At 64.4% G+C, this 12,081-nt stretch carries 9 protein-coding genes; 6 read left to right on the forward strand and 3 right to left on the reverse strand.

The window, feature by feature from the left end:
• Positions 1–176: 176 nt before the first annotated feature.
• Complete coding sequence (locus GGR61_RS14625) at positions 177–1,235, reverse strand: NAD(P)-dependent alcohol dehydrogenase (RefSeq protein WP_184408313.1); 1,059 nt, start codon at positions 1,233–1,235, stop codon at positions 177–179.
• A 311-nt stretch (positions 1,236–1,546) separates the two neighbouring features.
• Between GGR61_RS14625 and GGR61_RS14630 the strand changes: the two genes are divergently transcribed.
• The 4 genes from GGR61_RS14630 to GGR61_RS14645 all read left to right on the forward strand — a co-directional run bounded on the left by GGR61_RS14630 (position 1,547) and on the right by GGR61_RS14645 (position 6,334).
• Positions 1,547–2,620: a glycoside hydrolase family 5 protein gene (locus GGR61_RS14630; RefSeq protein ID WP_184408312.1), complete on the forward strand. Its 1,074-nt coding sequence runs from the start codon at positions 1,547–1,549 to the stop codon at positions 2,618–2,620.
• 313 nt (positions 2,621–2,933) lie between these two features.
• Positions 2,934–3,980, forward strand: a complete 1,047-nt coding sequence (locus tag GGR61_RS14635) for a glycoside hydrolase family 5 protein (RefSeq protein ID WP_260287959.1) — start codon at positions 2,934–2,936, stop codon at positions 3,978–3,980.
• A 545-nt stretch (positions 3,981–4,525) separates the two neighbouring features.
• A complete protein-coding gene (locus tag GGR61_RS14640; RefSeq protein WP_184622256.1) occupies positions 4,526–5,587 on the forward strand; it encodes a glycoside hydrolase family 5 protein in 1,062 nt (353 codons plus the stop codon).
• Between the two features lie 303 nt (positions 5,588–5,890).
• Positions 5,891–6,334, forward strand: a complete 444-nt coding sequence (locus GGR61_RS14645) for a PepSY domain-containing protein (RefSeq protein ID WP_184622258.1) — start codon at positions 5,891–5,893, stop codon at positions 6,332–6,334.
• A gap of 151 nt (positions 6,335–6,485) precedes the next feature.
• Here the strand turns inward: GGR61_RS14645 and GGR61_RS14650 are convergent, their stop codons facing one another.
• Both GGR61_RS14650 and GGR61_RS14655 read right to left on the reverse strand, forming a co-directional pair.
• A complete protein-coding gene (locus GGR61_RS14650; RefSeq protein WP_184622260.1) occupies positions 6,486–8,303 on the reverse strand; it encodes a M28 family metallopeptidase in 1,818 nt (605 codons plus the stop codon).
• A gap of 58 nt (positions 8,304–8,361) precedes the next feature.
• Positions 8,362–9,018, reverse strand: a complete 657-nt coding sequence (locus GGR61_RS14655) for a hypothetical protein (RefSeq protein WP_184622262.1) — start codon at positions 9,016–9,018, stop codon at positions 8,362–8,364.
• A gap of 97 nt (positions 9,019–9,115) precedes the next feature.
• Here GGR61_RS14655 and GGR61_RS14660 point away from each other — a divergent pair, with 97 nt between their 5' ends.
• Entirely contained in the window at positions 9,116–10,414 is a 1,299-nt protein-coding gene (locus GGR61_RS14660) for a peptidoglycan DD-metalloendopeptidase family protein (RefSeq protein ID WP_184622264.1), read from the forward strand.
• 104 nt (positions 10,415–10,518) lie between these two features.
• Positions 10,519–12,036 carry a S41 family peptidase gene (locus tag GGR61_RS14665; RefSeq protein WP_184622266.1) on the forward strand — a complete coding sequence of 506 codons (1,518 nt, stop codon included), beginning with the start codon at positions 10,519–10,521 and terminating at the stop codon, positions 12,034–12,036.
• Positions 12,037–12,081: the final 45 nt, after the last annotated feature.

Raw genomic sequence — 12,081 nt, forward strand, 5'->3', positions numbered from 1 at the left:
CTGACAAAAATCCCTCCAGTCATTAGGCCGGGCAAAACAGTTCGATGCGCATAGAGGTTAGGGCATCAACCTTTTTCATGGTCGATAGCCGCGCGGTTGACACAACGCAGCCCACCACCGCTTGCGTCATACAAAACGACGCAAGCAGTGGCATCACACCCTGCTGCAGTCGCCGATCAGGCCGCCTTATCCAACGTAGCCATATCGATCACAAAGCGATACTTCACGTCGCTCTTGAGCATGCGCTCGTAGGCAGCGTTGATTTCGTCGGCGCGGATGGTTTCGATGTCCGAGACGATGTTGTGCTTGGCGCAGAAGTCCAGCATTTCCTGGGTCTGGCGGATGCCGCCGATCAGCGAGCCGGCCAGGGTGCGGCGCTTCATAATCAGGTTGAACACGGCCGGCGACGGGTGCGATTCCTCGGGCACGCCCACCAGCACCATTGCGCCGTCGCGCTTGAGTGCATTGATAAACGGGTCCAGGTTGTGCGGGGCGGCCACGGTGTTGAGGATGAAGTCCAGGGTGTTGTACTGCGCCGCCATCTGCGCCTCGTCCTTGGAGATCACCACTTCGCTGGCGCCCAGGCGCAGCGCGTCGGCGCGCTTGTTCTCGGAAGTGGTGAACAGCACCACGGTGGCGCCCATCGCCTTGGCGATCTTCACCGCCATGTGACCCAGGCCACCCAGGCCGACCACGCCCACCTTCTGCCCCGGGCCCACCTTCCAGTGCGCCAGCGGCGAATAGGTGGTGATGCCGGCGCACAGCAGCGGCGCCACGGCGGCCAGGTTGTCGGTGTGCGAGATGCGCAGCACGTACTTCTGGTCGACCACGATATGGTCGGAGTAGCCGCCATAGGTGTTCTCGCCGCCGCCGAACATCGGGCCGTTATAGGTGCCGGTGAAGCCGGCTTCGCAGTACTGCTCCTCGCCTTCCTGGCAGGAGGCGCAGCTGCGGCAGCTGTCGACCATGCAGCCGACACCGGCCAGGTCGCCCACCTTGAAGCCGCTGACGGCGTCACCGACGGCGGTCACACGGCCGACGATCTCGTGGCCCGGCACGGACGGATACCGGGTGTTGTGCCATTCGTTGCGTGCGGTATGCAGATCCGAGTGACACACGCCGCAATAGGCGATCTCGATCTGTACATCGTCGGGGCCGGGCGCGCGGCGTTCGAAGACGAACGGGGCAAGCGGTTGATCGGCGGTCTGGGCAGCGTACGCGTGCGCTTTGCTCATGGGTAAGGCTCCGGTGGGGTTTGCGTGGTCGGCCACGGATGCCGACGACAGAAAAGGTGAGCGCTAGCTTAGAACAGCCGCCTGTCGCGCTCCTGCGACAGTGCGTTTTGCCCGCCCTCTTGCGAACGGCTGCACCGCCGCACGGCGCCCGCCGCGTGCGTTCGCCTGCGATCGACGTGCGACGCGCGTGAATGGCCCGCTAACGCGCGAGCTTCTAGGCTCACCAAGCAACGTATCGCGCTGCACCATCCTTGCTGGCCGTGCCCCCTCCCCCCACGCGGCCGCCTACGTCGATGCCGAAGGAGGCTTCCATGTTCCGCTCTCCCCCGATGTTCCCTGGTCTACGCAATGCCGCACTCGCCCTGACCCTGCTCGCTGCAATGCCGTTGGCGCAGGCCAAAGAACCGGCCGGCCCGCAGAAGCCATCCACCGGCCTGAAGTATGTCGGCGTCAGTCTCTCCGGCGCCGAGTTCAACTCACGCAAGAAACCCGGCACCTTGTACAAGGATTACACCTATCCGGCGGCGTCGGATTTTAGTTATTTCGCCGGCAAGGGCATGAACACGATCCGCCTGCCGTTTCTGTGGGAACGCGTGCAACCCGCACTCAACGGCGACCTGGATCAGGCCCAGCTGGGGCTGATCAAGAAGGCAGTGGAAGCGGCCAAGGCCAACAAGCAGTTTCTGGTCCTGGATCTGCACAACTACGCCAAGTACAACGGTAATCGCCTGGGTACCAACGAGGTGCCCACTGCTGCGATGGCCGACCTGTGGCGCCGGTTGGCGCTGGAATTCAAGGACGACAAGGCGGTGATCTTCGGGCTGATGAACGAGCCCAACGGCATCTCCGCGCCCGATTGGGCCAATGCAGCGCAAGGCGCGATCAATGCGATCCGCAAGACCGGTGCAAAGAACCTGATCCTGGTGCCGGGCACTGCCTACACCGGTGCGCACAGCTGGCGCAGCACCAGTTATGGCGTGTCCAACGCCAAGGCGCTGGAGATCCTCAAGGATCCTGGCAAGAACCTGGCTTTCGAAGCGCATCAATATCTCGATAGCGACTACAGCGGCACCAAGCCGGTATGCACCAGCGCCACGGTGGGCGAAGAGAAATTGCGTGGCTTCACTGCGTGGTTGCGCGAGAACAAGCAGAAGGGATTCCTGGGCGAGTTCGGCACTGCCGACAATCCCGTCTGCAACCAGGCGCTGGAGGGCATGCTGACCTACATGGAAAAGAATAGCGACGTCTGGCTGGGCTGGAACTGGTGGGCGGCCGGTGCGTGGTGGAAGCCGGACTATCCCTTTACGGTGCAGCCGGGCAAGGATGGCAGCGACAAGCCGCAGATGGCGATCCTGAGCAAGTACGCACGCCGCGCCGGCAAGTAATCCGCGCACGCCAGTGTGGTCACGGTGGTCGCAGCGATGTGCTGCGGCCACCGTTTTTTTTGCGTGCGCTGCCGGGTAACTACATTGCCGCGCGCGCACGACAACGCGGCAGGTCGATCGCACGCTGCACCTCTCAGTCCGCGTGCAGATTCGGCGATAACTGCGAAGTCACTCACAGCTCGGACTAAGTGATACCTCACATCCGTATCCTGCGCGCGTCGATGCGCCTAGGGTGGAACGCGATGCGTTGTCGCCATGGCTATGGCAGGCCCACGCCAACGCATCTCCCCCGCGAATGCACCAGGAGTCACCCATGTTGCCCTCCCCCACCCGCGTACGCCGGCTACTTCGGCGTGCGCTGGTCTTGTTGCTGCTTGCGGTCGTGCCGCTCGCACATGCGCAGACGTCGCTGAAGTACGCAGGCGTCAATCTTTCCGGCGCGGAAATCAAATCCTCGCAAAAGCCCGGCGTGCTCAACGTCGATTACCTGTATCCGGCCGCCAGCGATTACCGCTACTTCGCCAGCAAGCACATGAACACCATTCGGCTACCCATCCTGTGGGAACGCCTGCAACCCAGTGCCGGAAGCGAGCTGGACGCCGCGCAGCTGTTGCTGATCCGCCAGGCCGTGACCAACGCGAAGGCGGCCAAGGTCTATCTGATCCTGGACATCCACAACTACGCCCGCTACTACGGCCACAAGATCGGCAGTCCGCGCGTGCCGATCAGCACCTTCAACGATCTGTGGCGACGTCTTGCGATCGCCTTCAAGGACGACGATACGGTGATCTTCGGGCTGATGAATGAGCCCTACGACATCAACCCGCAATCCTGGGCCAACGCGGCACAGGCATCGATCGACACCATCCGCCAAACCGGCGCCAACAATCTGATCCTGGTGCCCGGCGCGCTGTGGAGCGGCGCGCACAGCTGGTATTCCACCGTGGCCGGGCAATCCAACGCGGTGGCATTGGCGTCCATCAACGATCCGCTCAATCGCTACGCCATCGAAGTCCATCAATATCTGGATACGGACTCAAGCGGCACCAGCGCCGGCTGCGTCAGCAGCACCATCGGTGCCGAACGCCTGCGCAGTTTTACGCAGTGGCTGCGCCTCAATCACAAGCGCGGCTTTCTGGGCGAGTTCGGTACCGGCAACAATGCCACCTGCAACAGCGCACTCAACGGCATGCTCGGCTATATGGAAGCCAACCGCGATGTCTGGCTGGGCTGGATCTGGTGGGCCGCCGGTGCGTGGTGGAATGGCACCTATCCCTTCAACGTGCATCCGGACGCACAGGGCCGCGACAAGCCGCAGATGTCGATCCTGAGTGCGCGCGCAAAGCGCATTACCGAGTGAACGCTGCGAACACGCCATAGCACGATCATCATACTGGGGCGGAAGTCGCGCGCAGCATCGCACTGTCCATCTGCTCGTTGTCGATGGGCATACCGAGCGCGACCGCCTTGCAGACGACTGCGTACCGGCTGCTTTGAAACCGCAGAGCAGATCACCCAAGTCGAGTGACCCAGGTCGATCGCCACCGCACGTCAGTTCGCGCATGCCGCATGCGATGGCGCGGCAATGTGGCGTCATTGATTCGACGTCGCATCGTTGACGGCGAGCGCATCCATTCGCCGATTTTTCGACAGCGCATGGAGATGGATGGCGCATTCAACAGACGTGCGCACTTGTTTTTCGTGTGCGCCGTTACAGCGTGCTGTTTCAGAACGTGACCGGTGTGGCATGTAACTGCGGGCCGATTAACACATTCAATTCACATTCGATGTGGTGAGCGATTAGGCACGGCAGATGCATTGGTTACGACAGATGTGGCGCACCTCGCGCGGATCGCACGCAACGCGCGGCGACACATCCTTCCCGTCGTCGAAGGAGTTGGTTTTATGTCTGCTGTCTCTCAATCGCTACGCAACGTGATCCGTTGCGCCGTGTTCTGCATCCTGCTCGGCACATTTCCGTTCGCCCATGCACAGACGCGTGCGCTGCGGTACGCCGGCGTCAATCTTTCCGGTGCCGAATTTGCATCCTCCAAAAAGCCGGGAGTCCTCAACAAAGACTATATGTACGCCTCGGCCAACGATTACGCGTATTTCGCTGGCGTGGGCATGAATACGATCCGCTTGCCGATCCTTTGGGAACGCCTGCAACCCAGCGCGCGTGGCGAACTGGATCCAACCCAGTTGGCGCTGGTGCAACAGGCCGTGGCACGCGCCAAGGCATCGGGCATGTATCTGGTGCTGGACATCCACAATTACGGGAAATACTACGGCTACAAGGTCGGCGGCGCCGAAGTGCCGATCGCGACCTTCACCGATCTGTGGCGGCGACTTGCGCTGGTCTTTCCCAGCGACAATGCGGTGATCTTCGGTCTGATGAACGAGCCCAACGGCGTGTCGGCCAGCGGTTGGGCCCGTGCTGCACAGGCGGCCATCGATACCATTCGCGCCACCGGAGCCAACAACCTGATCCTGGTGCCTGGCGCATCGTGGACCGGTGCGCACAGTTGGTACTCGGCCACCAACGATGGCTATTCCAATGCAACCGCATTGGCATCGATCCACGATCCGCTCGAACGCTATGCCTTCGAAGTGCATCAATACCTGGATACCGATTCCAGCGGCACCACCCATGTCTGCGTCAGCGGCACCGTCGGTGTCGATCGTTTGCGCAACTTCACCACCTGGTTGCGCACCAATCAAAAACGCGGCTTCCTGGGCGAATTCGGCACCGCCAACAACGCCGTCTGCAACGAAGCACTGCAGGGCATGCTGTCCTTTATGGAAGACAACGCCGATGTCTGGCTGGGTTGGACATGGTGGGCTGCCGGTGCATGGTGGAACGTCAGCTATCCGTACAACGTGCAACCGAACAAGGACGGCACCGACAAGCCGCAGATGTCGATCCTCGCGCCGCATGCCGCAAGGGCGACGCGCGCGATTCCTTAGCCTTCCGTCGCAACGCAAGTTCTCGGATCGGGCCACCGCAAGGTGGTCCGATTTTTTTGTAGAGCAGAGTTTTTTTGGAAAGATCACCGCCTGCCGGCTGCGGTTTTCAGGCTCATTGAGAGCGCTGTACGTTGTCCCTTTCCTCCGGCATGCGCCCGGATGTAAACATGCTGTGCAATGCACATGAATCGGCATGCAGTCGTTTCAGCTAACTGAACTGTGGTCGTGCGCATCTGCGTTTTTTCACCTGCCGGCGATGACGCGGCGTCCAGCATGAGCGCACTTCACCGCAGGAGCATTCGCATGACGTATCGATTGATGAAGGCTGCGCTGATTGGCACGCTTGCATTGGCATCGCACGCTGCCTTCGCGCAGGCGGCGGCCAAGCCGACCAAGGCGCTGACATCCCACGAGGTCACCAGCATGCTCACCGGCAAGGGCTACACCAAGGTGCACGACGTCAAGTTCGAGCACGGCGTGTGGACTGCTGACGCGCGCAGCGGCGATGGCAAGGACGTGGATGTGCGCATCGATCCGGTCACCGGCCGCGTCTACGGCGACCAGACCACCTCGGCATTGAGCGAAGCCGATGTCCGTGCAGCGTTGTCCAGCAACGGCTATTCCAACGTGCACGATCTGAAGTTCAAGGATGGTCTGTGGAAGGCGGATGCAATGCAGGGCGCCCAGAAGGTGGAGCTGCACATCGACCCGGAAGATGCGCACGTGGTCAGCCGCGAAAACGACTGACAGCGGGCGATCGACGACAACCCAAAGGGCCTCCGACAGGAGGCCCTTTTTATGGCGAATGCCGTTATGCGAAGCGCTGCAATGACCACCGGCACCGATTGCAGTGCGGCGAACGCGTCACCGGCGCCACGCCGGTGACCCATCCAGGCGCTCAGCGCGCAGGCGTGATCTTTTTCCCATTTGTCTTTTTTCCATCTGCGTCCGCGTTGCCATCGGCCTCAGGCTTGGGTGCGTCCGCTGCCGTACTTGCACCACGCGTGCCGGCCATCATGCGATCGCGCGCGGCCTTGAACGGATTGCCGGCATACCAGTTGGGCCAACGCTCGCCAGCGGCTACCTCCTTGCCCACGCCATACACCACCTGCAAGTCTTCGAGCGTGCCATCGAGTTTCCACGTGGCCGCATCGTACTGATCGCCAGGGGCGTGGTAGCGGTTGCGTCCATAGTCTTCGGCGGCGGCACGTCCGGCGGCGCTGCCGCCTTCGCGCAGGTCTTCGCCACCATCGGCATACAGCGCCGGCACACCGGCCTTGGCGAAGTTGAAGTGATCCGAGCGGAAATACGAGCCGCTTTGCGGGGTGGCTTCGGCGTGCAGGGTGCGGCCCTGCATCGCGGCGATCGGCTTGAGGATGTCCTCCAGCTCCGAACTGCCCATGCCCACCACGGTGACATCGCGCGCGCGTCCGGCCACCGACATCGCATCCAGATTGATCACGGCGGCAATCTTGTCCAGCGGGAAGCTGGGATTGGCCACGTAATACTTGGAACCGAGCAGCCCCGATTCCTCCAGCGTCACCGCCACAAACACCACCGAGCGCGCCGGCTTGGGGTCCTGATGCGCGAACGCATCGGCGATTTCCAGGATGCCGGCCACGCCGGTGGCGTTGTCCACCGCACCGTTATAGATGTTGTCGCCGCTCTCGCCCGGATGCTTGCCCAGGTGATCCCAGTGCGCCATGTACAGCACCGCCTCATCGGCATGGCTGCTGCCCGGCAGCACCCCAACCACATTGCGCGAGGTCTTTTCGGCGATGGTGCTCTTCAGGTCCACCGACCAGTTGGCCTTCAATGGCACCGGCTTGAAGCCGCGCTTGCTGGCGTCCTTGTAGGCCTGCGCCAGGTCCAGCCCGGCGTTGGCGAACAACTGCTTGGCGGTGTCGGCGCTGATCCAGCCCTGCACCGGCAGGCGCGGATCGGGGTCGTCCTTGGCCGGCAGGTCGTATTGCGGGCCGGACCAGGAATTTTTCACCACGTCCCAGCCATAGCTGGCGCCGGGGGTGTCGTGCACGATCAAGGCGGCGGCCGCGCCCTTGCGCGCGGCCTCTTCGAACTTGTAGGTCCAGCGCCCGTAGTAGGTCATGCGCTTGCCGTCGAACAACGTGGCGTCGCCGGTATGAAACCCCGGATCGTTGACGAACATCACCACCGTCTTGCCTTTCCAGTCCTGGCCGGCGTAGTCGTTCCACTGCTGCTCGGGCGCATCCACGCCGTAGCCGACGAAGACCAGCTCGCTGTTGTCCAGCTTGACCTCGGCCTGGCCGGTGCGCGTGCCCACCACGATATCGGTGCCGAAGCTCAGCGCGCGGGTTTGATCGCCGCTGCGCAGGCTGGGGGCAGTGGCCGCATCGGCTGTGGTTTCCACCATCGGTACGTCCTGGAACCAGCTGTCGCCATTGCCCGGCTGCAACCCGATGCGCTGCATCTGGTCGCGGATGTAGGTGACGGTCTTCTCTTCGCCCGGTGTGCCGGGGCCGCGTCCTTCGAAGGCGTCCGAGGACAGCGTCTTGACCAACTCGGCGAAGTCGCCGGTCGTCATCTCCGGCGAGAACGCGTGCCGGCTGACCGGTGCGCTGGGTGCGGTATCGGCCGGGGTCTGCGCGCTGGGCGCGGCAGGTGCGTCGGCAGGCTCACGTTTGCAGCCGGCCAGGGCCAGCGTCGCGGCCAGGCACAACAGGATCTTGCGGGGCATCGGGACTCCTCGTGCGGCGAAGGTTCCCCGATTCTAGGCGGTGGCTGTGGTCGGCGCGTCAGTCCTCGGGTGCCACGTCGCTGTTGAAGCTGCGCGCGGTCGCGCCGGCCACCGCGCCGATCTTGGCAGTGCGGTGCACGTACAGGCTGACTTCGCGCTTGAAGACCAGCGGCCCATCGACCACCGCATCCGGGCCGATCACCACGCGCGGCTTGCGCGCAGGCTTGAACGAGAAACTGAAATTCGGCTTGGTGATCTCGATCCCGCCGCGCACGTGCGAGCGCACCCCCACGGTGATATCGCCGTTGACGGTCTCGATCCCTTTGCCGAGCTCGGTTTCCACCAGGCCGATGCTGCCGTTGACCGTTTCCACGCCGCCGCTGATCCGGCTGCCGCGTTCCACCAGGATGCTGCCGTTGACCGTCTCCAGCCCGCCGGACACCACCACCTTCTGGCCCAGGCTGATCTTCCCGTTGACCGTGGACACGCCGCCGGTGCGCGCGGCATCGCCGATCTGGATGCCGCCATTGACCGTTTCCACGCGCCTGGTCTGCGCACCGGCACCGATCTCGATGGAGCCGTTGACGGTCTCCAGGCCGCCATAGACCTTGCCGGCCTCGGCGCTGATGCGGCCGTTGACCTTGCTGATGTCCTCGTCGGCCCAGGCACTCGCGCAGACCAGAGACAGCGCCAGGAGGAGATGCTTAGACTTCATGCTGAACCTCGCGCGGCGGCGGCTGTCTGGGGCGTGGCGGTGATCACACCATGCTTGGCTACAATCGCGCACCTGCCTGAAGTCACTGGACCTTTCGTTGCCCCCTTTGCCCGCCCCGCGATTGCGCCTGCCACTTGCCCCCGCCACCGGCCGTGGACGCACGTGGCTGGCCGCGACCGTACTGGCCTGCCTGTTGCTGGGCAGCACCGGGGCCAGCGCGCAGAGCCAGCGCGAGGCCGAGCGCAAACTGCAGCAGCTGCGCGATGAGCTCAAGACCATCACCGCCGACCGCCGCGAACTGGAAGGCAAGCGCGGCACCGCCGCCCAGCAGCTGCGCCAGGCCGATGAGAAGGTCGCCAAGACCGCGCGCGCCCTGAGCGAAACCGAAACGGCCATGCGCGAACACGAACAGCACCTGAGCAAACTGCAGCAGGAGCGTGCGCAGTTGCAGCGCGGTCTGCAGGACCAGCGCGTACAGCTGGCCGCGTTGTTGCGCGCCGCCGATCAGGTCGGCCGCAACGCGCCGCTGAAGGTGCTGTTGTCGCAGGACACGGTGGGCGATGCCACGCGCATGCTGGCCGATCATCGCTACGTGCAGAATGCGCGCGCACAACGCATCCATGCGCTCACCACGCAGCTGGATGCCCTCACCAAGGTGGAGCAGGACATCGCCACCCGTCGCCAGGCGCTGGATGCCGCACGCGCGCAGCAGAAGGCGCAGGCCTTGTCGTTGCAGAAGGACCGCTCGCAGCAGGCGGCCACGGTCGCGCAGCTGGACGATCGCTACAAGCAGCGCGCCGAACGCGAAAAAGCCCTGGGCCAGGACGCCAAGTCGCTGGAACAGCTGCTCGCCAATCTGCGCGCGGCCGCCGCCAAAGCCGAGGCCGAACGTCGGGCTGCGGCCAAGCGCGCGGCTGCGGAGGCCGCTGCACAGGCCAAACGCGGCAAGACCGACCGACCTGATCGGCCTGGCAAGACGCCGCCCAAGGTGGTCGCCAACGCGCCGGCACCGAAGGTCGGCGGGCTGAGCTGGCCGGTGTCGGGCAACCTGCTGGCGCGCTTCAACGCCACGCTGCCGGACGGACACACCAGCAAGGGCGTGCTGATCGGCGCTCCCAAAGGCACCACCGTCACCGCGGTGGCCGACGGCACGGTGGTGTTTTCCGACTGGATGACCGGCTACGGCATGATCCTGATCGTGGACCACGGCAACGGCTACATGAGCCTGTACGCGCACAACGACACGCTGTTGCGCGATGCCGGCGCGGCGATCAAGCGCGGCGATGCGGTGGCCAAGGTCGGCAGCTCGGGCGGGCAGGGCGTGCCGGCGCTGTACTTCGAATTGCGCCGCAATGGGCAGCCGGTGGATCCATCGAGCTGGCTGCAGCGCCGCTGAGTGCGGCGCAGCGCCGGCAATTCAACGCGGATTTACCGCTGCTTCGCGCATAATCCAGTCAGCTCCGGCGTACGGGGCGTCATATCTCTTTGTCGGAGTGCTTCATGCGCGTAGCCGTCCTGTCCGTTGCCCTGTCGCTGGCCCTGTTCGCTTCACCCGGTTGGGCGCAGAAAGCCAGTCCCACCGCCGAGCAGGCCACTGCGGACGATCCGGAAGCCAATGAAGCGGCCGTCTCCAAAGTCCCGTTGGACGAGATCCGCCGCTTCGTGGCGGTGTACAACGCGGTCAAGCAGGCCTACGTCGACCCGGTCGAAGACAAGAAGCTGATGCACGCCGCAGTGCGCGGCCTGCTCTCGGACCTGGACCCGCACAGCACCTATTTCGACAAGGAAGACGCCGAAGCCTTCGACGAACAGGCCACCGGCGCCTACGACGGGATCGGCGTGGAATTGCTGCAGCAGCAGGACAACACGCTCAAGGTGATCGCGCCGATCGACGACACCCCGGCCGCGCGTGCCGGCATTCGCGCCGGCGACATCATCGTGGCCATCGACGGCAAGGCGATCGACGCCAGCAAGGCGATGGAGCCGCTGCGTGGCGATTCCGGCAGCACGGTGGTGCTCACCATCATGCGCGACAAGACACCCAAGCCGTTCGATGTCAGCTTGAAGCGCGAGACCATCCGCGTGGCCAGCGTGCGCAGCAGGCTGCTGGAGCCGGGCTATGGCTACATCCGCATCAGCACCTTCCAGGCCGACACCGGCGCCGATTTCCAGAAAAACCTCAAGCAGCTGCAGGCCGGCGGCAAACTGCGTGGGTTGGTGCTGGATCTGCGCAGCAACCCGGGCGGTCTGCTGACCTCGGCAGTGCAGGTGGCCGACGATCTTCTCGACAAGGGCAACATCGTCAGCACGCGCGGGCGCATCTCCATCAGCGATGCCAAGTTCGACGCCACCCCGGGCGATCTGCTCGGTGGCGCGCCGGTGGTGGTGCTGGTGGACGCCGGCTCGGCCAGTGCGTCGGAGGTGCTGGCCGGCGCCCTGCGCGACAACCAGCGCGCGCGCATCATCGGCAGCCGCACCTTCGGCAAGGGCTCGGTGCAGACGGTGTTGCCGCTGGACAACGGCGATTCGGTCAAGCTCACCACCGCGCGCTATTACACGCCCAGCGGCAAGTCGATCCAGGCCAGCGGCATCGTGCCCGAAGTGATGCTCAGCCCCGAACCGCAACCGGGCGACGCCGACGTGCCGGCCAGCCTGGCCGACTACAGCGAAGCCACCCTGCCGGGCCACCTGCGTGGCGACGAAGAGGGCGAAGAGGGCTATAGCGCCGGCGACGTGCTGCCGGGCGACGGCCCGATTGCAGCGGCATTGGCCGAACTCAAGCAACCCGGCTCCGCCGCCAAGGCACAAGCCGCCCGCAAGGCCAAGGCACAGGCACAGGCAGCGCAGAAGGCGAAGGCCGCCAAGACAGCGGCCGACCCCAAGCAGGCAGCAGCGCGTCCAGCCAGTACGGACAAGCCCAAGACGGCCGAACCCGCTGACACTGCCAAGCCGCCGGTCGCGCCGGCAGCGCCAACCGCGCCAGCAGAGACGCCCAAGCCGGTCGAGCCAAGCAAGTAAGGCTGGGCAAGGCCCCGCTGCTGTGCGTTCGCGCAGCAGCGGACC

Origin of the sequence: Xanthomonas sp. 3058 (assembly GCF_014199765.1) — a bacterium.
GTDB classification, from domain to species: Bacteria; Pseudomonadota; Gammaproteobacteria; order Xanthomonadales; family Xanthomonadaceae; genus Xanthomonas; species Xanthomonas campestris_B.

Excerpts from the sequence above, each read along its gene's own strand:
- GGR61_RS14630 (WP_184408312.1), top strand. The coding sequence starts at position 1,547 with ATGTTCCGCTCTCCCCCGATGTTCCCTGGTCTACGCAATGCCGCACTC.
- GGR61_RS14635 (WP_260287959.1), top strand. The coding sequence starts at position 2,934 with ATGTTGCCCTCCCCCACCCGCGTACGCCGGCTACTTCGGCGTGCGCTG.
- GGR61_RS14655 (WP_184622262.1), bottom strand. The coding sequence starts at position 9,018 with ATGAAGTCTAAGCATCTCCTCCTGGCGCTGTCTCTGGTCTGCGCGAGT.
- GGR61_RS14640 (WP_184622256.1), top strand. The coding sequence starts at position 4,526 with ATGTCTGCTGTCTCTCAATCGCTACGCAACGTGATCCGTTGCGCCGTG.
- GGR61_RS14645 (WP_184622258.1), top strand. The coding sequence starts at position 5,891 with ATGACGTATCGATTGATGAAGGCTGCGCTGATTGGCACGCTTGCATTG.
- GGR61_RS14625 (WP_184408313.1), bottom strand. The coding sequence starts at position 1,235 with ATGAGCAAAGCGCACGCGTACGCTGCCCAGACCGCCGATCAACCGCTT.
- GGR61_RS14650 (WP_184622260.1), bottom strand. The coding sequence starts at position 8,303 with ATGCCCCGCAAGATCCTGTTGTGCCTGGCCGCGACGCTGGCCCTGGCC.
- GGR61_RS14665 (WP_184622266.1), top strand. The coding sequence starts at position 10,519 with ATGCGCGTAGCCGTCCTGTCCGTTGCCCTGTCGCTGGCCCTGTTCGCT.